At 69.6% G+C, this 25,467-nt stretch carries 24 protein-coding genes; 14 read left to right on the plus strand and 10 right to left on the minus strand.

The features are described from left to right. The first annotated feature begins 569 nt into the window (after positions 1-569). The 3 genes from R6U01_RS10005 (at position 570) to R6U01_RS10015 (ending at position 2,105) form a co-directional block, all read left to right on the plus strand. Entirely contained in the window at positions 570-863 is a 294-nt protein-coding gene (locus tag R6U01_RS10005) for a hypothetical protein (protein ID WP_410286310.1), read from the plus strand. A gap of 108 nt (positions 864-971) precedes the next feature. Beyond that, positions 972-1,253, plus strand: a complete 282-nt coding sequence (locus tag R6U01_RS10010; protein ID WP_410286311.1) for a hypothetical protein — start codon at positions 972-974, stop codon at positions 1,251-1,253. A gap of 174 nt (positions 1,254-1,427) precedes the next feature. Further along, on the plus strand, positions 1,428-2,105 hold the full coding sequence (locus tag R6U01_RS10015) for a DUF309 domain-containing protein (RefSeq protein WP_410286312.1): 678 nt from the start codon (positions 1,428-1,430) through the stop codon (positions 2,103-2,105). Between the two features lie 9 nt (positions 2,106-2,114). On the opposite strand, the gene azf is transcribed toward R6U01_RS10015, so the two are convergent. The 4 genes from azf to R6U01_RS10035 all read right to left on the minus strand — a co-directional run bounded on the left by azf (position 2,115) and on the right by R6U01_RS10035 (position 7,048). Further along, the gene (gene azf, locus R6U01_RS10020; RefSeq protein WP_410286313.1) at positions 2,115-3,002 is read right to left on the minus strand and encodes an NAD-dependent glucose-6-phosphate dehydrogenase Azf; all 888 of its coding nucleotides are present in this window, start codon (positions 3,000-3,002) and stop codon (positions 2,115-2,117) included. A 131-nt stretch (positions 3,003-3,133) separates the two neighbouring features. Beyond that, entirely contained in the window at positions 3,134-3,484 is a 351-nt protein-coding gene (sepF, locus tag R6U01_RS10025) for a cell division protein SepF (RefSeq protein ID WP_410286314.1), read from the minus strand. 62 nt (positions 3,485-3,546) lie between these two features. Then, positions 3,547-6,435 (minus strand): DNA mismatch repair protein MutS, encoded by a 2,889-nt coding sequence (gene mutS, locus R6U01_RS10030; protein WP_410286315.1) that lies wholly within the window; start codon positions 6,433-6,435, stop codon positions 3,547-3,549. A gap of 58 nt (positions 6,436-6,493) precedes the next feature. Further along, complete coding sequence (locus R6U01_RS10035) at positions 6,494-7,048, minus strand: hypothetical protein (RefSeq protein ID WP_410286316.1); 555 nt, start codon at positions 7,046-7,048, stop codon at positions 6,494-6,496. Positions 7,049-7,337: 289 nt separating this feature from the next. Here R6U01_RS10035 and R6U01_RS10040 point away from each other — a divergent pair, with 289 nt between their 5' ends. Further along, positions 7,338-8,207, plus strand: a complete 870-nt coding sequence (locus tag R6U01_RS10040) for a hypothetical protein (protein WP_410286317.1) — start codon at positions 7,338-7,340, stop codon at positions 8,205-8,207. 400 nt (positions 8,208-8,607) lie between these two features. Here the strand turns inward: R6U01_RS10040 and R6U01_RS10045 are convergent, their stop codons facing one another. Continuing rightward, complete coding sequence (locus tag R6U01_RS10045) at positions 8,608-9,168, minus strand: hypothetical protein (protein WP_410286318.1); 561 nt, start codon at positions 9,166-9,168, stop codon at positions 8,608-8,610. Positions 9,169-9,596: 428 nt separating this feature from the next. Between R6U01_RS10045 and R6U01_RS10050 the strand changes: the two genes are divergently transcribed. The 8 genes from R6U01_RS10050 (at position 9,597) to R6U01_RS10085 (ending at position 17,850) form a co-directional block, all read left to right on the plus strand. After that, a complete protein-coding gene (locus R6U01_RS10050; RefSeq protein ID WP_410286319.1) occupies positions 9,597-10,409 on the plus strand; it encodes a SipW-dependent-type signal peptide-containing protein in 813 nt (270 codons plus the stop codon). A 106-nt stretch (positions 10,410-10,515) separates the two neighbouring features. Beyond that, entirely contained in the window at positions 10,516-12,048 is a 1,533-nt protein-coding gene (locus R6U01_RS10055; RefSeq protein ID WP_410286320.1) for a SipW-dependent-type signal peptide-containing protein, read from the plus strand. Positions 12,049-12,204: 156 nt separating this feature from the next. Then, positions 12,205-13,569, plus strand: a complete 1,365-nt coding sequence (locus R6U01_RS10060) for a SipW-dependent-type signal peptide-containing protein (RefSeq protein ID WP_410286321.1) — start codon at positions 12,205-12,207, stop codon at positions 13,567-13,569. A gap of 181 nt (positions 13,570-13,750) precedes the next feature. Then, positions 13,751-14,509 carry a hypothetical protein gene (locus R6U01_RS10065; protein ID WP_410286322.1) on the plus strand — a complete coding sequence of 253 codons (759 nt, stop codon included), beginning with the start codon at positions 13,751-13,753 and terminating at the stop codon, positions 14,507-14,509. Next, entirely contained in the window at positions 14,506-15,321 is an 816-nt protein-coding gene (locus tag R6U01_RS10070; RefSeq protein WP_410286323.1) for a SipW-dependent-type signal peptide-containing protein, read from the plus strand. Before R6U01_RS10065 ends, R6U01_RS10070 begins: the two co-directional genes overlap by 4 nt. Before the next feature lie 74 nt (positions 15,322-15,395). Continuing rightward, complete coding sequence (locus tag R6U01_RS10075) at positions 15,396-16,238, plus strand: signal peptidase I (protein WP_410286324.1); 843 nt, start codon at positions 15,396-15,398, stop codon at positions 16,236-16,238. Then, complete coding sequence (locus R6U01_RS10080) at positions 16,238-16,822, plus strand: hypothetical protein (protein WP_410286325.1); 585 nt, start codon at positions 16,238-16,240, stop codon at positions 16,820-16,822. Before R6U01_RS10075 ends, R6U01_RS10080 begins: the two co-directional genes overlap by 1 nt. 230 nt (positions 16,823-17,052) lie before the next feature. Then, positions 17,053-17,850, plus strand: coding sequence for a ZIP family metal transporter (locus tag R6U01_RS10085; RefSeq protein WP_410286326.1), 798 nt, complete (start codon positions 17,053-17,055; stop codon positions 17,848-17,850). A gap of 82 nt (positions 17,851-17,932) precedes the next feature. Here R6U01_RS10085 and thiD read toward each other — a convergent pair whose 3' ends face one another. Further along, on the minus strand, positions 17,933-18,778 hold the full coding sequence (thiD, locus tag R6U01_RS10090; RefSeq protein WP_410286327.1) for a bifunctional hydroxymethylpyrimidine kinase/phosphomethylpyrimidine kinase: 846 nt from the start codon (positions 18,776-18,778) through the stop codon (positions 17,933-17,935). An 85-nt stretch (positions 18,779-18,863) separates the two neighbouring features. Between thiD and R6U01_RS10095 the strand changes: the two genes are divergently transcribed. After that, on the plus strand, positions 18,864-19,583 hold the full coding sequence (locus tag R6U01_RS10095; RefSeq protein ID WP_410286328.1) for a DsbA family protein: 720 nt from the start codon (positions 18,864-18,866) through the stop codon (positions 19,581-19,583). Positions 19,584-19,642: 59 nt separating this feature from the next. Here the strand turns inward: R6U01_RS10095 and R6U01_RS10100 are convergent, their stop codons facing one another. The 4 genes from R6U01_RS10100 to R6U01_RS10115 form a co-directional block, all read right to left on the minus strand. Then, a complete protein-coding gene (locus R6U01_RS10100) occupies positions 19,643-20,557 on the minus strand; it encodes a phosphatase PAP2 family protein (RefSeq protein ID WP_410286329.1) in 915 nt (304 codons plus the stop codon). Further along, complete coding sequence (locus tag R6U01_RS10105) at positions 20,554-22,410, minus strand: ABC transporter substrate-binding protein (RefSeq protein WP_410286330.1); 1,857 nt, start codon at positions 22,408-22,410, stop codon at positions 20,554-20,556. Before R6U01_RS10105 ends, R6U01_RS10100 begins: the two co-directional genes overlap by 4 nt. Positions 22,411-22,604: 194 nt before the next feature. Then, positions 22,605-23,795, minus strand: a complete 1,191-nt coding sequence (locus tag R6U01_RS10110) for a hypothetical protein (protein ID WP_410286331.1) — start codon at positions 23,793-23,795, stop codon at positions 22,605-22,607. A gap of 86 nt (positions 23,796-23,881) precedes the next feature. Further along, positions 23,882-24,184 carry a hypothetical protein gene (locus tag R6U01_RS10115; RefSeq protein WP_410286332.1) on the minus strand — a complete coding sequence of 101 codons (303 nt, stop codon included), beginning with the start codon at positions 24,182-24,184 and terminating at the stop codon, positions 23,882-23,884. A gap of 356 nt (positions 24,185-24,540) precedes the next feature. Here R6U01_RS10115 and R6U01_RS10120 point away from each other — a divergent pair, with 356 nt between their 5' ends. Next, a complete protein-coding gene (locus tag R6U01_RS10120) occupies positions 24,541-25,467 on the plus strand; it encodes a replication factor A (RefSeq protein ID WP_410286333.1) in 927 nt (308 codons plus the stop codon).

Below are 25,467 nucleotides of genomic sequence, written 5' to 3' on the forward strand. Positions count from 1 at the left end.
ATGACTGTTTACCCGATCAGGTATGGTCGATCGGCCGTGACGACCCCCCGTCCGCCCGCTCGAGAGCCGTCTCGTGACGCGGGTCGGCGCGAACCGACCACGAACGAGGAGACGACGAGGGTGACGAGGACGACCCCGCTCTTCGTCGCTCCGATTCCCGCTTCGGCGGCGACGACCTCGGTGGTCCGTGAAAAATAACTCTAGAGTATACTCCCGCCGCGACGAATCACGCCATTGATCCGCACACACGGGCAACTATTAACTCGGTTCCTCCTCTGAGTGAGAATACGTCCGAGCGGACGTCTCCGCCGGGCGCCTCACCATGACAGTCCGCGACCCCATTCCGACGTTCGCCCCCCGCCGGAGCGTCGGGAGGCGGGTCCGCGGACCGGTCGTCGCTCGTCTCGACGCCGTCGCCGCGTGACCCCGACGCGGGGACGGCCGGCCCCCGCCCGTCGAGGCGTGCGCCGCCTTCTCTCGGCTTCCGACGCTTCAGCCGCGTCACCGTCGGCCCGGTAGCTCAAGCGGCAGAGCCTCGGGGTGAGGAATCGACTCCCTCCCGGGTCCGTATGGCAGCCCCACCCTGCCACCGCGCGACCGACGTCGCGCTCCGGGTGGCGGTCCCCCGCGACGCCGCGGGCGACCTCCACGCCGGCGTCCGATCGAAGCTCGACGGTCGCGACGGCGTCGACGTCCTCGACGTCGACATCGTCGACCTCCGCCCCCGACTCAACGACCTCGCGGTCGTGGTCGACGCCTCGGTCCGGCTCGCGCCCGACGCCGAGGTCGCCGACCTCACCGAGGTCGTCGGAGTGTCGAAGGCCCGCCAGCGAGAGCGGACGGCGACCGATCACGACCGATAAACGCCCGCGGGCGACGACCGGACCGCTGCGGACGCGACACGGTCCCCGACTGACGAACCGACACCGGCCGCGGCGCGAGGCCTTCGCGCCACCCACCTCCATCCGACAATGACACGAGACCGATCCCGTTCCAGACGCACCGTACACCCCGACCCCAACGCGGGTCCCGACCCGGCCGCGCCCCTCCCGTCTCCGCGAACCGCGGCGGTCCTCGCGGCGCTGCCCGTCCTGACCGTCGCGGTCGCCTCGTTCCCGGTCGCGGCCGGGTTCGCCCTGGCCGCCCTCGTCGGTGTCGTCGCCGGCGCGGCGCTCCAGCGGCGGTACCCGAGCGCCGTCGACCGGACGCTCTCGATCGCCGACGGCGACCCGGTCGCCGCCGGAGACCGCTAAGTCGAGTCTCTCGGGGCTTTCCCCGCTGAGCGTCCCCTCCGCCCCGTTGACGCTTCTCCCCACCGGTCGACGTTTCCCCTCCTCACGCCCGCTGACGCTTCTCCCCCCGCTGACGCTCCCCCACGTTCGAGCGCGGGGGCCGCCCTTTTATATCGCCGTCGCCGACGGTCGGCCATGACCGACCGCGACTCGGGTTCCCGCGGCGGGGACGCCACCGGTGCCGATCCCGAGGGCGCCCCCTCCGTCCCGGCCGCCCTCTCCGCCGGTGCCGCCCTGTTCAACGAGGGCCACGTCCTCGCGGCCCACGACCCGTGGGAGGCGGCGTGGCTCCCCCTCGACGCGGGCGACGACGAGCGCCTGCTCCACGGGCTGATCGCGGCGGCGGCGGCGACCCACCACGCGACCGAGCGGAACTGGTCCGGCGCGGCCGGCTGCGCCGAAAACGCCGTGAGGTACCTCGGCGGCGTCGACGACGCGGCTCGCGGCGTCGACGTCGCGACCGTCAGCGAGTGGTGTCGCCGCCTCGTGACCGACCCCGAGACGATCGAGCGTGCCCGACCGCCGGCGATCCGGATCGACGGCGCGGCGCCGACGTTCGCCGACCTGGACCTCGCGGCGACGCTGCTCGCGGCCCCCGCGCTCGCCGACGCGGTCGCGCACGGGGACGAGGCGACGTTCGAGCGGGCGGCGGCGCTGGCCCGCGCGGAGCGCGGCACCGGCCGGACGCGGTTCGCGGAGCTGCTCTTCGCGTTCCTCCGCGAGCCCGGCGCCCGCCCGCAGGTGGCCGCGCGACTCGCGGATCACGTGGAACTGACCGACCGGAAGCGACGCGACGTCGACGACCTCTTTTAAAAGTCGCCGTCAGGCGCCGTCGGTCGGCGTGTCGGGGTCCGACGGGAAGTTCGGCTCCATGGGCGCGTCACCCGCGGCGGACCGATCGGCGTCCCCGTTCGCGTCCGTCGCGGCCCCCTCCTTCGGCTCGCCCTCGAAGGTGTAGTTCGCGGAGTTGTCGGCGGGGGCGTAGCCGAGCGCCTCGCGGGCGCGCTCGAGGGAGTAGTACCGCCGGTCGTTGTTCGAGATGCCGTAGACGATCTCGTAGCCGTAGTCGGCCTGGAGACAGCGGTCGAACAGGTGCGCGCAGTCGCGGTGCGAGAGCCACATCGCCTGCCCGCGCTCGTACTCCCGGGGCGGGTGGTCCTTCGTGAGGTTTCCGATGCGAACGCAGACGACGCTCATCCCGTACTCGTCGTGATAGAACCGTCCGAGCGCCTCGCCGGTCGCCTTCGAGACGCCGTAGAGGTTTCCGGGGCGGGGGAGTTCGGTGCCGTCCAGTCGGTAGTCGTCGTCCGGGCGGTACAGGTCGGGAGTCCGGTCGTCGGTCTCGTAGCCGCCGACGGCGTGGTTCGAGGAGGCGAACGCGAACCGCTCGACGCCTTCCTCGGCGGCCGCGCGCATGACGACCTGCGTCCCGTCGATGTTGTTGCGGAGCACCGAGTCCCACGGCGCGGTCTTCCGCGGGTCGCCGGCGAGGTGGATCACGGCGCCGACGCCCGTCATCGCCTCCCGGACCGCCCGCTCGTCGGCGATGTCCGCGACGTACCGGTCGGCGCCGGTGACTCCGTCCGGCACCTTCGCTGCCGGGAGGGGTTCCCTGTCGAGGAGTCGCCACTCGTAGTCGTCGCCGATGCCGCGGAGGATGGCCTGTCCCACCCGTCCACCGGCGCCCGTCAGCAGGACCGGCTCGTCCATTCGGTCGTACGTGGGCGAGAGACGGGCATATAATACACGGTTCGGCCACGCACCGGTCAGTCGCCGAGAACGAGCCCGTCACTCCCGTCGTTCGGCGCGGAAATGTGGCGACCCGGACCCGACGGTCCCCGCTACAGCTTCTTCCGCGAGATAGAGACGCCCGTCGGGGTGAGAACGATCTGGTCGTCGCCCTTCTGGACGATGTCGCCGTCGACCTCCCGGGCGACCTGCCGCAGCTCGTCGATGATGTGTTCGATCGTGCGGTCCGACGTCGAGTGGCGGGTGATGTCGGCGATGACGAAATCGCCGTCGTAGACGGCGTCTTTGATCGGGATGACGTCGCTCTGGTCGCCGATCTCCGCGATGTGTACCTGCATCCCCGTTTCCGCGTGTGCCTCGGCGAAGTCGTCGAGGTTGAGTTCGACGTAGTCGTCGACGGAGCGGTTTCCGCCCCCGCCGAGGATCTTGCTCATGATGCCCATACACACCACACGTCGAGGTCGGACATTAGTTCTTACGTCAGACGCTCCCCTCGCGCCGGCCGTCAGCGGCTCTCGTCGAGTCCTCCCTCCTCGTCGAGTCCTCTCTCCTCGTCGAGCCGCTCCTGCCACTCCTGCACGCGTGCGAGCAGCTCCACCGGGGCGGTCGCCGCGACGTCGACGTCGCTCAGCTCCTCGAGTACGGCGCGCGTCTCGGGATCGAGCCGGTCTGCTTCCGGGATTTCGGCGGGCTCGCCGCCTTCGGCGACCCCGCCGGCACCGCCCGACTGCGCCTCCGCCCGCCTTCCGTTCCGACTCCCCTCGCCCGCTGCCGCGTCCGCCTCGGCCGCGTCTCCGTCCGCCGCTCCCGCGTCGCCGTCGCCCGCGAACGACCCGGACGAGAGGTCGAAGACGACCTGCCGCGTCCCCTCGCCGCTTCCGATACCCTCCGCGTTCCCGGCTCCGTCGCCGCTCCCGGCTCCGCCGCCGCTCCTCGATCCCTTCGCCTCGATCGCCTTCTCCTCCCGGAGCCGGTCGAGCACCTCGTCGGCGCGTCCGACCACGGGCGCCGGGACGCCGGCGAGGTCGGCGACGTGGACCCCGTACGACCGGTTCGTCGGACCGTCGCGGACCGTCCGGAGGAACGTCACCTCCCCGTCGCGCTCGTCGACGGCGACGTGGACGTTCTCCACGCGCGGGAGGTGGTCCGCCAGCGTCGTCAGCTCGTGGTAGTGCGTGGCGAAGAGGGTCCGCGCGCGCACCTCGTTGTGGAGGTACTCGGTCGCGGCCCACGCGATGGAGATGCCGTCGTAGGTGGCGGTGCCCCGACCCACCTCGTCGAGGATGACGAGCGAGTCCGCGGTCGCCGAGTGGAGGATGTTCGACAGCTCCTGCATCTCGACCATGAACGTCGAGCGCCCCTGCGCGAGCTCGTCGAGCGCGCCCACTCTGGTGTAGATCCCGTCGACGAGTCCGACCGCGGCCGACCGCGCGGGGACGAACGACCCCGCCTGCGCGAGCAGCTGGATCAGCGCCGCCTGTCGCATGTACGTCGACTTCCCGCTCATGTTCGGCCCGGTGACGATCAGGAAGCCGCGCTCGTCGTCGAGCCGGAGGTCGTTCGGCACGAAGTCCGTCGTCCGCTCGACGACCGGGTGGCGCCCGGCCTCCACGTCGAACCGACGCTCGTCGGTCAGCTCGGGGCGCGTCCAGTCGTTCCCGGCAGCGTGGGTCGCCAGCGACGCGAGCGCGTCGACCTCGGCGACGACCCGCCCGACGTCCTGCAGCAGTTCGGCGTCGTCGGCGACCCGCTCGCGCAGCTCCTCGAACAGCTCGTACTCCAGCTCGCCGCGGGCCTCCTCCAAGCGGAGGACCTCGCGCTCCCGCTCCGCCAGCTCGTCGGTGACGAACCGCTTGGAGTTCTTCAGCGTCTTGATCTCGCGATAGCCCTCGGGCACCTGGTCGGCGACCGACTTGCCGACCTGGATGTAGTAGCCGTCCGTCTTGTTGCGGTCGACGGTGACGTGGCTGAGCCCGTGCCGCCGCTTCTCCCGCTCCGCGAGCGTGTCGAGCCACTCTACGGCCTCCTCGTGGCTCGCGATCAGCTCGTCGAGCTCGTCGTCGTACCCCTCCCGGAGCAGCCCGCCCTGCGTCTTCGCCTTCGGCGGGTCGTCCGCGAGCGCGTCGGCGAGCTCGCGGTGGAGGGCGCGGGCGCGCTCCCGGTCGAGGTCCTTCAGCACGCCGGCCACCGGCGAGGCCGCGAGGGCGGTCCCCTCGACGGCGTCGACCATCGCCGGCACCAGCGCGAGGGTGTCCCGCACCGAGAGGAGTTCGCGCGCGCCCGCGCTCCCGCTTGTCGTCCGCGCGGCGAGTCGCTCGAGGTCGTACGCCTCACCCAGCGTCTCGCGCAGGCGGTCGCGCGCGAGCGCCGCCGCCGCCAGCGCCTCGACCGCGTCGAGCCGCCGCTCGAGCGCCGCCCGGTCCCGTCGGGGCCGCGTGAGCCACTCCCGGAGCAGCCGCCCGCCGGCCGCGGTGACGGTGTGGTCGACCGTCTTGAACAGCGACCCCTCGCCCTCGCCGCGCATCGTCTCCGTGAGTTCGAGGTTGCGCTGAGTGGTCGCGTCGACGTCGACGTGGTCGCCGTCGCCGTACGCCGTGAGCCGGGTCATCGACGCGAGCACGCCGGCGCCCGTCTTCTCGACGTAGCCGAGCACGGCGCCGGCCGCGCGCAGCGCGAGGTCGGAGTCGACCCCGACGCTGTCTGCGGTCTCCCGGCCGAACTGCTCGCGCACGGCGTGTTTCGCCCGGCCCGGCGCGAACGCCTCCGCGTCGAACACGGAGACCGACCCCGACAGGTCCTCCCGGACCGCGCCGAGCAGCCGGTCGTCGTTGCGGACGCGGGGGCCCGGCAGCACCTCCGCGGGGTCGAACCGGTACAGCTCCGCCCGGAGGTCGCTCTCGTCGTCGACTTCGGTGACGAGGAACCGCCCCGTAGTGACGTCCGCCAGCGCGAGCCCGTAGGGACCGCCCGCCTCCTCGCTCCCGGCGCTCGTCTCCGGGGAGCCCGCCCGTCCGCCGCGGTCGCCGTCGCGGACGACCGCCGCGAGGTACCGCGCGTCGTCGTCGGCCGTCTCCAGCAGGGTGCCGGGCGTGACGATACGGGTTATCTCGCGGGCGTGGCCGTCGGCCGTCTCGTACTGATCGGCGACGGCGACCCGGTACCCCCGCTCGACGAGCGCCTTCACGTAGGGGGTCAGCTCCGAGAGCGGAACGCCCGCCATCGGGTACGACGAGCCGTGCGAGGACTTCTGGGACACCGTCAGGTCGAGCTCGTCGGCGACCAGCTCCGCGTCGTCCGCGAAGAACTCGTAGAAGTCGCCGCACTGCATCGCGAGGACGTCAGCGTCCGTCTCCGCCTTGAGATCGAGGAACTCCCCGACGATCCCCGTTGGCATATACCCGTACTCCCGCCGTGGGCGGCTAAAACCCTACGGGTGTCGGCCCGATCGGACGCTACCCGACCCGGTTTCGACGGGTCATCGTTCGGTGGATCAGGCCGGAGACGCCGAACACCGCCGCGAAGAGAACCGCGTACGCGTACCCCGAGACGCTCGCGAACGGGACCGTCCCGATCGCGGCGGCCCCGCCGAGCAGCCCGCAGACGACGGCGAGCCCGACGTAGTACTCGCTCCAGAGGATCTCGTTCTCGGAGACGATTTCGAGGTACACCTCGAGCTGACGGCTCTCCTCGGTCAGCGAGACGATCCCCCGGTTCGGTTCGTACGCGATGAATCCGTTCCCGGCCAGCTTCGGCAGGTGCGACTGGTGGAGGGCCGTGTAGACCCGCTTCCGCTGTTTGTACGTCACCTCGTTGATCTCGAGGCCGTTCTCCCACGCGGCCAGCTGCTCGGCGATGTCTCTCACGCGGGCGTCGTCGCCGTTCTGTTTCAGATACGTGATCACGTTCCGCCGCCGTCGGTTACTCAACGCGGTGAAGATCTCGTCGCGCGAAGGGCCGTCAGGCTCACTCGCTTGCGTATCCGTTTGGCCGGTGAGTTGGGTCGACATTTACAGTTGTGAGAATATCTCTTTGTAAAGATTGTCACCAACAGCCATATTTCTTACTATAATAACTTTGCGCGACGCGCCCGGCTACCGGTCTCCGCCTTTGAGTAACCACGACGGCAACGTTCCGCGGTGACGCCGCGTTCGGGAGCGCCCGCCGCGAGCGCTTCGGAGCGTCGGTCGCGTCAGAGACGGACCCGGGAGCCCCGTCGGCGTCCCCGGCGGCACGCCCGACGCCGCGGGAGACGGTATGGCGTCCATACATACGACCGGCCGGCGCCTCTGAGGGAGTATGACGACGTCACACGACACCCGTCTCGGTCGGCTCGACCGGCTTCGTCGCCCGGAGTACACCGGCGAAAACCGCTGTGTCCCCTGTACCGCGGTCAACGCCGCTCTCGCGCTCGGCGTCGCCGGCGCGTTCGCGGCCGCTGGTCGGACCGGCCTCGCCGCGGTCGCCCTCGCCGCCTCGTTCGCGGCGATCTGGCTGCGCGGCTACCTCGTCCCCGGGACGCCCGAACTCACGAAGCGCTACCTCCCCGAGCGCGCCTTACGGCTGTTCGGAAAGGGCCGCGAGCCCGCCCCGCCGACCGAAATCGACGCGGAGTCGTACCTCCTGTCGGCGGACGTGCTCGTCGACACGCCCGACGGGACCGACCTCGCGTTCGCTCCCTGGTTCGCGTCCGCGTGGGGCGATGCGCTCGACGGACTGCGCCTCGACGCGGGCCTCGCCGACGCCACGAGCCCCGTGACCGAGGCCGACGACGTCGGCGACGTGGCGGCGCTCGCGACGCTCACCGGCGTCGAGGAGGCGTCGCTCTCGTTCGACTGGCGCGAGGGGGCCGCGTTCGCATTCGCCGACGGCCAGCGTATCGGCCACTGGGAGTCACGCGCCGCGTTCCTCGCCGACATCGCCGCCGACCGCGCGCTGACCGACCGGCTGGACGACTGGACGGCCCTCCCGCTCGCGGCGCGGAGCGGCGTCCTCGGCGCGCTCCGACTGTTCGTCGCGGAGTGCCCCGCCTGCGAGGGCTCGGTGACCCTGGAGGAGCGCGTCGTCGAGTCCTGCTGTGCGAGCTACGACGTGGTCGCGGGGCGATGCGTCGCCTGCGACGCGCGGCTGTTCGAGGTGGAGTTGCCGCCGTCGCTCGCGGCCGAATAACACAACGCGTCCGGTAATTCCGCGGTGAAGCCCCCCGAAGCCACAGCCACTCGCTTATAAATAGTCGACGCCGGATCGCCGGTGAACACTTCCAAAGCCCCAGTCGCGAGGACCGCACACGCTCGCTGCGCGCTTCGGTCGTTCGCTTCGCTCACTCCTTGCAGTGCTTACGTCACCTGTGCGGTCCTCGCGACTGCCCCTTTGAGTCCCACCCCGTACCGCACAGCGACCGCACCTCACACCTCCCCAGCCTCGCGGTTCGCGCTCTTCGAGCGCTCACCGCGTCCCTCGCGCGCCACTCCTCGCGGCCGACGAGGGCGGCCGCTCGCAGGCGCGCGCCGACCGCAGCGTCCGCGTATTTATAAATAGGACCGGCAGATCGCAGAACTCGGCGTTCGTCTCAGCGCCGGTGCCGCGAGAGCAGGCCGTCGCGTCCGATCCGGAACTGCCGGAGCACGGAGAAGCGGTTGACCCACAGCTGGTAGGCGCTCGCGACCGCGAACGCGCCGAGCGAGAGGCTCGTCCAGAGGACCGGGTCGATCGCGGAGAGGATCGGGGCTTCGAGCAGGATCGCGAGGAGGAGGGTGAGCGAGACGACGCCGAGCGCGCGGTACAGCTCCGACCACGTGACTCCGCCCTTGGCGACGATCTCGGTGTACACGGACACGTCGCGAGCGTGCCGCGACAGCTCGATCGTCTGCGTCTCCCGGTCGTACTCGATCACGCCGAGCGCCGCGAGTTTCGGCAGGTGCGTCTGGACGAGCGAGGTGTACACGCTCTCGCGGGACCGCCTCGGCGGCGGGCTCTCGCCCGTCTCGCGGCCCGCGACCAGCGTCGACAGCTCGTGGACGGTCACCGCGCCGCCGGCGCACCCGATCTGCTCGAGGGCGCGCCGGCGGCGCTCGTTCGCGAGGACGGCGTACACCTGTTCGGCCGGAAGGACGTCGGATCGGAGTTTCATGATGCGGCTCCGACGCTCCGCCGGGTGCGGAGTGTCGGTCGTTGCTCCCTCCACGCCGGTCGAGGGCATATGTATGCGTCAGATACCTCTCCCCTGTCGCTCGCGCCGACGTCGATGACGGCGGCGCCGTCCCGACGAAACCGAGGGACCTCGCCCCGATCGGGCGCTCCTACGATCGCGTTTCGATTCGCGTTCCGTCGCGGCGGCGGCACGGTGTCCGTACCGTCGTTCCGGCCCGGGTAGGAAGTTCATACCGTCGGTTTCGCCTCGAGTAGGACCACCGGACCGCCGGTCGAACGCGCCGTTCCACCGGGTCGAAGCTCGCCTTCGACGGTGACGTGGCTGCTCGTAACTACGTCCGTATCCCGCTCAGTGAGGGGTAACCGATGCCGCCTCCGGAACGGGAGCGCGTCGGACACAAACCACTCATGAACCCCGAAGACAACACAATCGGACTCTCGCGGCGCAAGATGCTGGTCGGCCTCGGCGCGGTCGGCGTCGCGTCCGCGGGCGCGGGACTCGGAACGACGGCCTACTTCAGCGACGAGGAGTCGTTCGAGGGCAACGAGCTCCAGGCAGGTACGCTCGCACTGAACGTGAGGCAGTCAATTCACACCCTCGATCAGGACGGGATCGGCCCGGATGAAGAGACTTACTTCGGCTCCGGCGAGGGCCCCGTTGAGATCGAGGCGCCAATCGTTATTACTGACGCCAAGCCCGGCGACGAGTACGAGTTCTGCTGGGAGGTTGAGCTCGAGGGGAACCCCGGATTCGCGATGGTGAAGGTCGACGGTGTCGATGATCTGACCGGTGCGGAGGCAGGGAACGTCTCCGCTGACGACCTCTATGACATTGATACTGACGGTGATATGGTTTCACTCGGCGATGTCGCCGATACGACGGCGACGCTGACGCTGTGTCCCGAAGACGGGGAAGACGTGGGCGAGGAAATCGAGATTTTCGGCGGCTCGCTCGGTGATTTGCTGGCTGCCCTCGCTGAGGGTATCGCCGTGCCTTCCGGCGAAGAAGGAGGCGAGGATGTGTTCTGTCACGACGTCGAGTGTCCCGTCACGCTTTGTGTCGTGATCGAGATCCCCGCTGAAGTCGGTAACGAACTCCAGGGTGCGACCTCGAGCTTCGATCTCTTGGTCTACGCCGAGCAGTGCCGCCACAACGACATCGAGACCTTCCTCGGTGAGGAGGCGAACGGCTCCGAGGTTGACGACTCGGCCTCTGCCTGAACCGACTCTCGACCGACTTCCCGCTGGATAGTGCACTTGCGTGCGCGGATCTACTAACGACGGTTCGACTCCGCCGGCGGGATTTCCCCCAAGGGGAGATACACTCATGACCGACGACAAATCCAACACGCTCGGAATATCGCGACGTAAGATGCTTGCCGGTCTCGGTGCCGTCGGCGTCGCGTCTGCGGGCGCGGGCCTCGGCACGACCGCCTACTTCAGCGACACTGAGGCCTTCGAAGGCAACACGATCACGGCGGGCACGCTTGCGCTCAAGGTCGACTGGCAGCAGCGCTACTGGGGCGCGTCGCCGGACGTTCGCCCGCAGGACTACGCTCAAAAGAACGGCGAAGCGAACTACCCGTACGTCAACGCCTTCCCGGACGACTCTGGCGACGGCGAACAGGACCTCGGCGGGGTGGTCTACGCCGGCGAGAACGCGGTGTTCAGCGCCGCCGACGTCCCGGCGTGCTGTGGCTGCAACGAGGGCGAGTACTACGTCACGTACGAAAGCGAGTCGTACTGTATCGCACCGATAATCGACGAGCCCGCGCCGGAAGACTTCTACAACGACAGTCGACCGGATGTCTCCTCACGCTTCGAAGACATTCAGCGTGAAAACGGCGCGACGCTATTCGTTTACCGTCAGGACCGCGGTGACGGCAATCTCGGTGAGCCCCACCTGTTCTTTGTGATGGATAAGTTCGGCAACGAGAACGGCGGCGGCTACGCGACGTTCACCATCGAGGGCGATCTTACCGACGCCGACTGGGACGATATCAAGTGGAAAATCGAGGACGATCCGGGGAATGACAGTGACGACGAGTACTCGCTCACGTCGACTGAAGCGACGGCGAGCTGGATCTGGGGCGATGGCCGAACCGACGGCGGTGTCCTCGGTTCCCTCACCGAACAGTTCGCCGTTCGTATTAACCCCGAATTGAATGGTGCGGCGGCGCTCGCCGGTGGCGGAGAGAACTTCTCGCCCGACATTTCGACCGGTCTTACCCGATTGCTCGTCTTGAGTGGCGGCACCACCGCCGGAGAGGAGATCGTGCTCGAAAACGATCTCGGTGGGCCGATGGCAGACGACGACCTCTCCGACATCGTCATCCACAGCGAGTGCGGCCTCGACATGAGCACGGCAGCGGACTCGTATGGACGGGACCGGTCCAGCCTCATCGAGCTCGATGACGTCAAGCCCGGTGACAGCGGCGAGGTCACCTTCTCGCTTCACGTCTGCGACAACCCCGCGTACGTCTGGATGGGCGCGACCGAAATCAGCGCCCTCGATGGCGGCCTCGGTGAGTTCGTCCAAGCGCGTGCACGATTAGTGCCCGGCTGTGTGAACGAGAACGACAGCTTCGACGACATCGCGAACTTCGACGGAGACTCGTTCATCCAGGGAACTCTCAACGACGTTCTCGGCGCGCTCGACGACTCCTCGTTCCAGGGAGAGCAGCTCGAGAACGAAGACGGCGACGAGTGCTTCGATCCGATCGTCGACTCCTCGTGCGTCGCGTTCGAGTGGTGGTTCCCGACTGACCAAGCGAACGTGAACGATGCGCAGGGCGAGAGCGTCTCGTTCGATCTCGGCTTCTACGCCGAGCAGTGCCGGCACAACGACCTCGACGACTAATCCAGTCTCGGTCGTCTCTCGTTCGTAACGTGACGATGATCGCTGGTGACACACCCACACCGGGACATCGCGCTCGCTGAGCGCGTTCGGCACGGAATCGGTCCGTGACACGGCGGTTCGACTCCGCCGGTGGGACTTCCCCATCGGGGACCACTCATGACAGACAACACATCATCCACGATCCGACTCTCGCGACGCAAGATGCTCGCCGGCCTCGGGGCCGTCGGGGTCGCCTCCGCGGGCGCGGGCCTCGGAACCACGGCGTACTTCAGCGACGCGGAGTCGTTCGAGGACAACACGATCACCGCGGGCGAGCTCGATCTGAGCGTCACTTGGCAGCAGCTCTACTACGGCGGTCCGCAGTCGTCGCGGTCACAGGATTACGGGACTGCGGAGCGGCCGTTCGTCAACGCGTACCCGGATCACGACGGCGACGGACTCCAGTCGTTCGATCGCGACGGCGACGTCGACCAGTACGTCGATCTCGACGGCTCTACTGATCCCGAGGAGGCCGCGAAGGCTGGGACGAACCTCGAGTTCGCCTGCGACGAGATCGCCGCCTTCGACGACCCCTCCTTCGCTCCGAACGAGAACGCGCTCATCGAGCTCGACGACGTGAAGCCGGGCGATTGCGGCGAGGTCACCTTCGGTATCACGCTCTGTGACAACCCCGGGTACATCTGGCTCCGGGGGCTGTTGCAGTCGGAGACGAGCGGTGACCACCCGGACGGCGAGGAAGGAGTTCCGCAGCTCGCCGACGAGATCGTCGCCCGCGCGTGGTACGACGACGGCGACAACGTCTTCGACGAAGGCGAACCGCAGATCGTTTCCGGCACGCTCCGCGAGGTGCTCGACGCGCTCCGGGACGGTACGCTGTTAACGTCCGATCCGACGCCGGTCGAACCGCCGGAGACGGTGATTCCGGACGGCGACGCTCCGGACGGCGACGCCCCGGTCGACGAGGGCGCCGCGTGCACCCCGCTCCCCAAGGAGGACGACGGCGCGGTCATCGACGGTCTCGCCGCCGGTGACACCTTCGAGTACGCGCTCGCCGACGGTACCGAGGTCGTCATCACGCTCACAGACGTGACGTACAAAGACGACGAGCCGACCGGCTTCGCGTGGTCCAGCACCGCTCCGATCTGTCAGGTGACGCTGAAGGGCGGTCCCGACGGTATCGCTCCCGGCGAAGGGCTCCCGACGCTGTACGAGTGCGAGACCAGCGGCTCCGTCGCGACGACGCTCGCGCCCGGCGGATCGCCGTACGGCATCAGCAACTTCCGGTTCTACGTCTGCGATGTCGGCGCCGACCACGACGGCGAACTGCCGCCCGTCGAGAACGGCGGGGCGTGCTTCCGGCCGTCGGACACGTCGTTCATCGGCTTCGAGTGGTGCCTGCCGACCGACGTCGGCAACGAGGTGCAGGGCGACTCGGTGTCGTTCGACCTGTCGTTCTACACCGAGCAGTGCCGCCACAACCCGGACCCGGAGAATCCCTTCGCGGAGGACGCGGCGGAGTGACGGCGACGTCCTGACTCCGAACCGCCCCACCTTGGCAGTCGCGCCCTACCGTTCGGCAGGACACCGCTACCGGCCACGGGACGCGAGCGGAGCGACGGGTAGGACGCCCATACATAGGTCGGGAGGGGGCGTCGAGAGTGCGTAGACGAGCGGCCGTTCGAAGCCGACAGCGGGAACACGAATGAAGAGAGACGAACCACACCTAACGCGGCGGAAGGCACTCGCGGGCGCCGGAGCCGTCGGCTTCGCGACCATAGGTATGGGCCGCGGCCGATCGACGGCCAGCCCGGACGAGTACACGAACTACACGTACGCGGAGTCGGACGCGCCGTCGCGGCTCCTCGTCGGGTGGCGGAGCACGTACAACGACGAGCGCGTCGCGGCGAGCCCGACAGACTCGGTCGACGGGGCCGACGGGATCCGCCTGATCGACCTGCGCAACGTCCTCCCGGGTGACACCGGCAGCGCGAGCGTCGGGCTCCGTCTGGACGACCCCGGCGAGGCGGTCCCGGAAGGGGCCCGCGTCTGGATGCGGATCGCCGTCGACGGCGACGACGGCCGCGCGGCCGCGAGCCGCGCGCTCGCCGAGCGGATCGAGGTCGACGTCCGCTACGACACCGGCGTCCTCGGCATCGGGCGCTGCGCCGGGGCGGACGACGAGTTCGTCGACTTCGGCGAACCGATCTACGCCGGCACGATGGCCGGGCTCGCGGCCGACGGCGACCTCGCCGCGGGCGTCGAGCTCGACCCCGGGCTGTTCGACAACGGCTGTCTCGCCCCCGGCGAGCGCCGCTGTCTCACCCTCGTCTGGCGGTTCCCCGCCGACGGCGGCAACGCCGGACAGGGGGGCGCTCTCGACTTCGACGTGACGTTCCACGCGGTGTCGTGCGACCGCACCGGCAACCCCTTCGCCGCGGACGCCGCGGGGGTGTCCGGATGACCGCGGACGACGGGCCGATTCCCGGCTCTCCGTCCGGCATGAGCCGCCGCCGCCTCCTCGCGAGCCTCGGCGGCGTCGGCGCGGTCGGCATGGCCGGCGGGGCCGGGACGGTCGCGTACTTCTCGGACCGCGAGACGTTCGCCAGCAACGACGTCGACACCGGGTCGCTCGAGCTGCAACTGACCGACGACTCGGTCGACGGACCGGTGACGTTCGACGTTAGCGGGATCGATCGCGGGGCGTCGGGCGAGAGTACGGTCGACCTTCGCGTCCGAACCAACCCCGCTCGCGTCTGGCTCGCGACCGACTGCCCCGACCACGACGACCGACTCGCCGAGGCGCTCGACGTGCGACTGACGTTCGCCGAGGAGTCCGTCTCTGGCGGCTGGCAGTCGTTCGCCGTCTTCCGGCGGTCCCTCTTCGACGGACTCCGGCTCGACGACGGCTGTCTCTCCCCGGACGTGCCTGCCCCGTTGACGCTCCACTGGCGGCTCCCGGCAGACGTCGACGCCTCTCTCGACGGGTCACGGACGACGTTCGCGTTTGAGCTGTACGCCGAGCAGTGTCGTCACGTCTCCGAGACCGACGCGGACCGGTCGAACCCGTTCGAGGGACGCGTCTGTAACGGCGGTACCGGGTCTGAGTCGGGTACCGCGGCTGGCCCTCAGGGTACGCCGAACGACGAGACGGCTCCGGAAGGCTCCGAGAAGGAGGGGAAGTCCCCCGACGAAAATGGCTCTGATAAGACGGACGACGACGAGAGGCGAAGGGGGAAGAACTCAGACGAGTCGGACAGTGAGGCGCAATCATGAACACATCGATATCAATCAAATCACTCGCAAACGTACTCGGGATCGTCTTACTGGTCGCCGTCGTCGCGCCTTTCGTGGTGTACGCGGTGCCCGCGGTCGTCGGGGCCGAATACAGCTTCGTCGTGCTCACCGCGAGCATGACGCCCGCGATCGCCCCGGGCGACGTGGTGATCGTCGACGAGCGCGACCCCGCCGCGATCGCCGAAGGCGACGTGATCACGTTCGTCCGGGGCGATAGCGAGGTCCCGGTCACCCACCGCGTCGTCGGCGTGACGACGACCGGCGGCGGGGTGGCCTTCGAGACGCGGGGCGACGCCAACGGGGCGCCCGACGCGGCCCTCGTTCCGGGGGCGAACGTCCTCGGCGTCGTCGCGGTCACGATCCCGTACCTCGGGTACGCGATCCAGTTCGCCGACTCGCCGGTCGGGTTCGCGCTGCTCGTCGTCGTCCCCTTCGGACTGCTGGTGGCCTCCGAGCTCTGGACGGTCGCCCGGGGCCGCGGTCGCGGTCCGACCGAGGCCGACTCGGGCGTCGCGGTCGCAACCGACGCCGGCGCGGCCTCCGTGACGCCCGCGACCGACTCCGACGCGGCCTCCGTGACGCCCGCGACCGGCTCGGAACCCGTCGGGGTCTCCGTCGACGCCGTGGTCGGCGCCGGCGCCGTGCTCGCGGCGGTCGCGCCGTACAGCGTCTACGTCGCGTTCCAGCTCCGGACCGCGCTCGCGATCTCCGCGGCGATCGCGGCCGTCGCGCTGCTCCTCGGCGCGGTCGCGCTGTGGGTCGCCGACACCGGCGCGCTCGACCGGTCCGATCCGTCACCCGTCGCTGACGACGGGGACGGCGACGACCGCGGTGATAGCTCCGTCGCCGCCGACGATCCGGTCGCTATCGCCGACGGCGCAGGGGAGGTGGACTGATGCCCGCGAACCGCTCCGCGGTCGCGGTCGTCGTCGCCGCGCTGCTGGTGTGGAGTATCGCCTTCGGCGGCTACTCGCTCGCACTGTTCAGCGCCACCGCCACCGTGAACGGGACGTTCGAAACGGAGTTCGACTCGACGGAGTCCGCCTCCGCCGGTGCATTCGGTCAATCCGGCGGTTCGGCGATCGCCGCGACGAGCGATAGCCCGGGTAACGCGTCGGTCGGGAGCGACGCCGTAGCCGGCGCAGCTGTGGGGAACGCGACCGCGGGCACCGCGCCAGTTGGGAACGGGTCGGCCGGGAACGAGTCGACCGGGAACGAGTCGACCGGGAACGAGTCGGTCGAAGACGACCCGACCGGGAACGAGTCGGTCGGGGACGGCGGCTCGGATGACGACGTCTCCGGCGTCGGTGAGAACACCACTGCGCCGGAGTCGGACGACGACGCGTCGGAATCGACGACGGATCCCGCCGACGATGAGAGCGACGAATCTGACCCGACCGCCGCGGACGGCGACGGCGGCACGGGTGACGACTCGCACGAATCCGGAGGCGGGCAGCCCGGGGACACCGGGACGCCGTGACCGTGGCCGCTCCCGTTCGACCGCATGGCCGTGGCCGTCACGCCGGTCGCGGGGCGATCGCCGGCCGCGGGGCGATCACCGGCCGACGCCGTCGGGGATTCGGCCTGAAGCTCGCCGCGCTCCTGTTGATGCTGACGCTGTTCCTCGCCGCGCTGCTCGTCGGTGTCGTCCGCAGTGTTGTGGGATTCATTCACGACTATTAAGTAGGTACTCGCCGAACCCTCGAATGTATGGTCTCCGTCGACGCGTTCGTGTTCGTCTTCGTCGCCGGCTTCATCACGGCGCTCGCGACCGGGATCGGCGCGCTGCCGTTCTTCGTCCTCGATTCGATCAGCGATCGGGGGAACGTGGTGCTGTGGGGGTTCGCGTCCGGAATCATGGTCTCCGCGTCGCTGTTCGGCCTCGTTCAGGAGGGGCTCGCCGAGGGGACGCCGATCGAGATCGGGATCGGTCTGGCCGCGGGCGTCGTCCTGGTCGTCGTCGCGCACGACGTGCTGCTGGACGCCGACATCGATCCGCGGGAGTACGAAGAGGCGAACTTCAAGAAGCTCGTGTTGATACTCGGCGTGCTGACCGTCCACAGCTTCCCCGAGGGCGTCGCCGTCGGCGTCTCGTTCGCGGACCTCGGGCTGGCGGGCGGGACCGAGCTGTTCGGGTTCACCGTCCCGGTGCTCGCGGTGTTCATGACGGTCGCGATATCGATCCACAACGTCCCCGAGGGGACCGCCATCTCGATCCCGCTGCGGGCGATGGGCGTCTCCAAGTGGAAGATGGTCTGGTGGTCGGTGTTCTCCAGTCTCCCGCAGCCGATCGGCGCGGTCCTCGCCTTCGCGTTCGTCCGGTACGCCCGGGAGTTCCTCCCCTACGGCTTCGGGTTCGCCGCCGGCGCGATGATCTACCTCGTCGCCACCGAATTCATCCCGGAGGCGCTCGAGACAGGCGCGGCGCTCCCCCACGGCGGGAAGCCCGTGCTCGCGGTCGGGATCGCGCTCGGCGTCGTGCTGATGATCCCCCTCGCGTTCATCTGACCGGCGGCCACCGCCCGACTGCGACGGCTCACCGGTTGCGGGCCCTGCGCGTCACTCACCGGTTGCGGGCCGGGCGCGCCACTCAGACCCCGCCGTCGAACGCCGTCGGGTTCACCGCGCCCGGCCCCTCGCCGACGTCGTAGCCGCGACGGATCGCGGCCCCCATGTCGTCTACCGCGCCGGCGACGGCCTCGCGGAGGGGCTCTCCGCGCGCCAGCCGCGCCGCGATCGCGCTCGACAGCGCGCAGCCGGACCCGTGCGTCGCGTCGGTCGCCACGCGGGGGTTCTCGAAGCGGACGACGGTCGGCTCGTCGCCGTCGCCACTCCCCTCGCCGCTGTCGCCGATCACGAGCGTGTCGACGACGGTCTCGCCGTCGAGGTGACCGCCCTTCACGAGGGCCGCGCCGGCGCCGCGGGCGACGAGCTCCCGTCCGGCAGCCTCGGCGTCCGCGAGCGTCTCGACCGGGTCACCGACCAGTACCGCCGCCTCGTCGGCGTTGGGGGTGACGAGCGTCGCCCGCTCGATCAGCCCCTGGTAGGCGTCCTCGGCGGCGGGCGAGAGCAGCCGGTCGCCCGTCGCGGCGACCATCACCGGATCGACGACGACCGGGGCCGAGCCGCGGGCGAGCAGCCCGGCCGCGGTCTCGACGATCGACGCCGTGGCCAGCATCCCCGTCTTGACGGCGACGACGTCGAAGTCCTCGATCACGGCGTCGTACTGGCTCGCCACGTGCCCCGCCGGAACCGCGTGGACGTCCGCGACGCCGCGGGTGTTCTGTGCCGTCGTCGCCGTCACGACCGCGGTGCCGAAGACGCCGTGAGCGGTCATCGCCTTCAGATCCGCCTGGATCCCCGCCCCGCCACCGGCGTCGCTGCCGGCGATCGTCAGCGCGACCGGCGGGGAGACGGGCTCGCGACCCCATGTCATGCATTAGTAGTACCACTCGGTTATACAAAGCCGTGGCGATCGCGGCCGTCGAACGTCCTTTGCCGCTCGCCGCCGAACCGAGGGTATGACGAACGCTCACTCCGACGACGCGACCGACGCCGATCGGGACGACGACGCGACCGGTGTCGGCCGAAACGACGCGATCGGCGCCGACCGAGGCGACGAGACCGATTCGATCACCGTCTACTCCGATTACGTCTGCCCGTTCTGCTACCTCGGGCGACAGTCGCTCGCCGAGTATCAGGAGACGCGCGAGGAGCCGCTCGCGGTCGACTGGCACCCGTTCGACCTCCGGGCCGGAAAGCGGAACCCCGACGGCAGCATCGACCACGACGTCGACGACGGGAAAGGCGACGAGTACTACGCGCAGGCTCGCGAAAACGTCCGTCGGCTCCAAGAGCAGTACGACGTCGAGATGGCCCAGGCGATCGCGACCGACGTCGACTCGCTGCCCGCCCAGATCGTCTCCCTCCACGTGAAAGAGACCGCCCCCGAGTCGTGGCCCGCCTTCGACGACGCGGTGTTCGCGGCGCTGTGGCGGGACGGCCGCGACATCGGCGACCGCGAAGTCCTCGTCGACCTCGCGAGCGACGTCGAGGGGCTCGACGCCGACGTCGTCGACGCCGCGCTCAACGACGCGGACCTCCGCGAGCGCGTGACGGACCTGTTCGAAGCGGCGCGGCAGCGCGGGGTCACCGGGGTGCCCACGTTCGCGTTCGACGGTCACGCCGCCCGCGGTGCGGTGCCGCCGGAGCAGCTCGAACGGTTCGTCGAGGGCGTCTGAGCCGCGGATCGATCACCGCCGCCGACCTCGTTCGGTCCGGGACCGCTCTCGGTCCCCGCTCACTCGTCGTCCGAGACGACGGGCGCCGCGCGTCGCTCGGAGTCCGCCCTGTCCGCGTCGGCGTCGTCCGCGCCGATGGTATCCGCATCGACGTCGTCCGCGCCGATGGTATCCGCGTCGGCGTCGTCCGCGTCGACGTACCGATACGAGAGGTAGACGCAGCCGAGCGCCAGCGCGATACCGCCGATCACGTCGGTGAGCCAGTGGATCCCGAGGTACATCGTCGCGATCACCACCGACGTCGAGATCCACAGCGCGATCGGCGTCCACAGCGGGTACTCCCGGCGCGTCAGGACGGCGAAGGACGCGACGGTCACGGACAGCGACGTGTGGAGCGACGGGAAGACGTTGGTGGCCTCGTTGACCTGGCTCGTCAACGCAGTGAAATTGGGGTTGTGAGTGAAAAGCAGGGACGTCCCGACGTCGAGATTTCGCGGTCCGTGCGCGAACACGACCGTGTATATGACGAGTCCGATCGCGTAGTTGAGCGCGTAGGCGACGAGAAGCCGCTTCAGCGTCTCCGTTCGCGGCAGCGCGAGGTACGCGACGAACGGGAACGCCAGCAGGAACGCGTAGCCGTACACGTACACCCACGAGAAGTACATCGTCAACTCGGGCGAGGCGTACGTCTGTTGGAGCGACTCGACGAAGTTCCCCTCCAGCGCCCAGATGAGCCCGGTCAGCTTCAGTCCGAACAGCTCTGAGACCGTCTGCAGCGAGCTCCGCCCGACCGCGCTCGCGACCAGTACCACCCCGAGCGCGACGAGTTCCCGTTTCGAATCCGACAGGCGCGACACGAGGTTGCCGCGCAGGCCGAGAAGTCGGCTCGGACCGATGATCACCGCCCCGGCGACGAGCAGCCCCCCGCCGACCCACAACGCCACGGCGCCGAGAACCGACACAAGCCAGGTCATCGGTCCCCCGAGAGGAGCTGTCCCTCCTCGTCGAACCGGTACCCCGCCTCGCGGAGCCGATCCTTGGCCTCCGAGACGTCGAGTGACCCGCCGTCCCCGACGAACGGGTAGACCGGATCCGGACCGTCGCCCTCCCACGCGAGGTCGGAAGGCACCCACTCCGGGGACGCACCGAGCGGCGACGCCGCCGGTTTCGCGTATCCGTCGAACGCGTCGTTGACGAGGGTGTCCTTGTCGACCAGCGACGCGAGCACACCCCGGAACCGCGGGTTCGACAGCGGCGACTGCCGGACGTTGTATCCGACGTGGTAGAAGCCGCCCGAGCGACCGGTCACCAGTCGCGCGTCGGCCTCCCGTCCGATCCGCGGGACCGCGTCCGGCCCGAGGTTCGAGACGGTCGCGTCCGCGAGCCCGTCCCCGACCGCCTGCACCGCGGCGATGTCCGACGACAACACCGTGAGCTCCAGCCGGTCGAACGCCGGCTTCCCGTGGAACCGGTCCGGAATCCCCGCTCTCGGACCGTCCTCGTCCGTCGTCTCGCTCTCTTCCGTCGACCGGACGAGGAAGTGGTCGGGGTTCCGATCGAAGACGACCGACTCCTCGGCCGACGCCTCGACGAACCGAATCGGTCCGCTGCCGACCGGATCCTCGTTGTTCGCCACGAGCGCCTCGGTCGTCTCCACGTCGAACTCGAAGCCGGCTATCGTCGCCACGTCGGTTCGCTCCGCCCAGACGTGTTCCGGCAGGATCGGTACCTGTAGCGCCCGGATCGAAACCGCGTCGTTGACGTCGTCGATGGTGAGCTCCACCGTCTCGTCGTCGACGACCGTCGCGGACCTGACCACCGAGCTGCGCCCCCGGAACCGCGGCGTCGGCACCGCCGTCTCCTGGTCTCCCCTCGACGTGTCTCTGAAGAACCGGTACGTGAACGCGACGTCCTCGGCGGTCACCGGCTCGCCGTCGTGCCAGTGCGCGTCTCGGAGGCTGATCCGTAAGCGCTCGTCGCCCGTGCGCTCCCAGCGCGAACAGAGCCACGGGACGACCTCGTCTCGGTCGACCAGCACGAGCTGGTCGTACAGGAGGGACGTGAACGTCCCCCCTCGTCGGTACTCCGCCGCGATCGGGTTCCAGTTCTCCGTCATGTGCGTGTCGGTCGTCACGAGTCGGAGCGTGGCCTCCGCGTCCTCCGCGTCGTCGCCGGCCGTCTCGTTTTCGACCGTGTCGTCGCCGGCCGTGTCGGCGTGTTCTAAGCCGAGCAGGGCTCCCGCCGACAGCGGCCGCTCGCTCGTCCAGCCTTCGAACCGCTCCTCGCGGACCGCCGTGAGCGGATCGGGGAACGCGACGACGGTGAACGGCTGGAGCTCACACAGCGCGCGCTGCAGGTCGGCCACGGCGTCGGCCCGGGTTTCTCCCTCGACGCGCCGCTGCTCCTCGAGCAGCTCGTCCACGCCGTTGACGTCGGTGAGCCCGAACGGGTTCTGGCGGCCGGACTCCGCGACGAACTGCGAGTGGGTGAACCCGTACATCGCGTCCGGGTCGAACGGTTCCGACTCCAGGAACTGCCCGACGTAGATGTCGAAGTTCTGGTTTATCAGCACCTTCCGCCAGAGGTCGGTCCGGCTCAGGGTGTTAATACGGGCGTCGATCCCCACCGTGTTTAGATTCTCGGCGAGGTGTCGCGCGATCCGGATCGCGTTCGGGTCCTTGTCGGCCGGCGCCGTGTCGATCTGCAGCGTGAGCTGCGCCGTCCGGCCGCGCCCCGCGAGGTTTCGGGTCCGGCCGAGACAGCCGGCACTCAGTGCGCCGAGGGCGATCCCCGCAAGCGCCTTCCGCCGGCTGACGTTTCCGTTCATTCGTTCTCTCCAATTTCGGCTGCAGGGTATATCTCTTCTGCGGTCTCGCTGCCAGATCTCCGCCGATCGCTCCTCCAGCGTCGACCGCGTTCCGGCGGACGATCCGCCGAGGCGGTCGTGATCTCGCCGCCGAACCCGTCGACTGCGGTCGGGATCTCGCCGGAGAATCCGCCGACTGCGGTCGGGCTTCCGACTCAGATCACGTCGGCGAGCGGGAGCACCAGCCCGACCGTCCACGCGAGGAGTCCCGCGACGAGGACGGGGCGGTCGCCCGCCGCGCGGCCGACGGCGACCACCCCGATCGCCGCGAGCAGCGCGATCCGGTGGACGAGGAGGTCGGGCGGGACCGCGACGCCGAGCGCGGCGAAGTCGAGGACGAACCCCGCGCCGAGCCCGAGGGTGACGGCGAGTCCGGCCGCCGTCGGGTCGCAGTCCTGCGCCCGCGCGACGACGAGCCCCGGGAGCCCTGCGACGAGGGCGAGGTACAGCGGCCCGGCGATCGCCTTCGGCGGGAGGGTCGGATACGCGACCTCCAAGCTCACTCCGGCGACCCGCACCCCCACGACGACGGCGCCGAGCGCGGCCCCGAGCACCGCGGCGTCGGCGTGTCTCGTCGCCTCCCGTCGGACGCGGCGCGCGAGGTCGACGGCGGCCGCCCGCGTCCGACGTCGGAGCAGCGCGCCCGCGACGGTCGCGAGCGACGCCAGCTCGATCACCGAGATCCACCCGTCGCTCCACCCGCCCTCGACGCCGCGGTACTCGCGGCGGACCTCGGCGTCGACCTCGCCGTGAATGAACTCGTCTTCCAGCCGGACCGCCGCGTCGTCGATCCCGGGCACCGTGTGTCGCAGCCGGAACCAGTCGTAGTACTCCTCGTGGGCCTGTATCGCGGTGTACTCCCCGTCGGGGGACTCGTACGCCCGAACGTGGTCGCGCACGCCGAGGTACGTCCCGTCGTGGACCTCGAACGTCTCCGTCAGCCAGACCCCGCCGCTGGGTCCCTCGACGTAGCCGTACCGCGTCGAGCTGCGAGCGTCGGACCAGTCGCGCTCGACGAACGCCCGCACCTGCTCCGCGTCCGCGGTCGTCTCCGCCTCCGTCTCGTTGGTCTCTTGCCAATCGGTCTCCGCCCCGCCTTCGATCGCCGCGCGGGTCGTCTCCGCGTCGGCGTGGAACACGACGTTGATCGCGAGCGTCCGCCCCCGAACGGACGTGCTTCGGCTCGTGTACGGCCACAGCCGGTAGTCGCCCTCGACCGCGATGAGCGACTCCTCGGGGACCGCCGCCGACGGTTCCTCCGCCGGCGGCCCGGCGAAGACGCCGGACAGCGCGAGCCCGACCGCGACGACGACGAGGAGACCGACGACGACCGTCGTCCGCTTCATGCCCGCTCAGAGGGAACCCATATAAAAACACCTTCGGGTGATCTGGATGTACCTCCGCTCTGCGAGGGCGTCTTCCGCATCCGGAATCACCAGGTCTCGACGAATCCGTCGCGAACGTCCTCCGCGCAGCCCTCGCAGTCGGGGTGACCGGGGTCGAAACACGAGGGGCGCCCCTCGGCGTCGACGGAGACCGCGCGCCGCTCGGCGTGCCGCCGGCAGACGATCCGGGCGCGCCCGTCACCGTCGGTGGGGAGATCGTACCGCTCCGCCCCCGCGGCGTCGCCGTCGGGATCGCCCTTCCCCTCGGCGTACGCCCGTTTCGCCTCCTCGAACTGCTTGCCCGCCTCGCGGAGCTTTCGGCGGATGACGCGTTCGAGTCGGTCGTCCATGGCGGTCATACCGGCGCGTGGAATATAGGTCCGTTGGCGGGCGCGCCGGATGCGGCTCCGTCGCCGAGCGCGTCGCGGCTCCCGGCGTTCGTACCGCAGACGATGACGACCCGATCCCGAGTCTCCCCCGTCGACTGTGCCGATCGACCCCGTGGTACCGTTCCACTCGAAACGAAGCCCCCGCGCGGCTGACGAGCGTCTGACGCGGCCGGCCGTCACGCCTCGAAACCGCCGGAAGAGGTCCGTCAACGCGTCGAAGACGACCACTTTCACCGCGGTTGCGGGATTTTTAATACCGTGAGGAACCAACCGTCGTACGCCTCCCATTGAAACACGACCGGAGGCGGAGACACCCCATGAGCGAACTGCGACAGGAAGCGGAAGCGATAGCGGAACAGTTCTCGGACCACCTGAACGTGGACGCCGACGAGGTCGAGGAGCGGCTGGAGAACCTCGTCAACGAGTACCGCGTGCCCGTCGACGAGGCGCGCCGGAGCGTCACCAACAGCTACCTCGAAGACGCCGGGATGGAGCGCGACGAGCTCGGCCGCGGCGGCAGCGAGTCCGTCCTCGTCAACGAGATCGACGAAGACGAACAGTGGGTCGACCTGCGCGTGAAGCTGGTCGACCTCTGGGAGCCCCGTAGCGACTCGATCTCGCAGGTCGGGCTCGTCGGCGACGAGTCCGGCACGATCAAGTTCGTCGCCTTCGAGACGTCCGACCTCCCGAAGCTGGAGGAGGGACAGGCGTACGAGCTCTCGAACGTCGTCACCGACGAGTACGAGGGCAACTACTCGGTGAAGCTCAACCGGACCACCGGAATCACCGAGATCGACGAGGAGATCGAGGTCGGTGACAACGCCGACACCGTCGAGGGCGCGCTGGTCGACATCCAGTCCGGCTCCGGACTCATCAAGCGCTGTCCCGAGGACGACTGCACGCGCGTCCTCCAGAACGGCCGGTGCTCCGAGCACGGCCAGGTCGAGGGCGAGTTCGACCTCCGGATCAAGGGCGTCCTCGACGACGGCGAGACCGTCACCGAGGTCATCTTCGACCGCGAGGCCACCGAGGAGCTCACCGGCATGGGCCTCGAAGAGGCCAAAGAGATGGCGATGGACGCGCTCGACACCACCGTCGTCGCCGAGGAGATGGCCGACGACGTGCTCGGGCGGTACTACCGCGTCACCGGCCCCACCTTCGGCCGGTACGTCCTGGTCGACGAGCTGGAAGACCCCGGAACAGTCGACGTCGAGAGCGCGCTGATCGAAGCGAGGTCGATCTGA

Source organism: Halorubrum sp. (assembly GCF_046498025.1).
In the GTDB taxonomy this organism is placed as follows: Archaea; Halobacteriota; Halobacteria; order Halobacteriales; family Haloferacaceae; genus Halorubrum.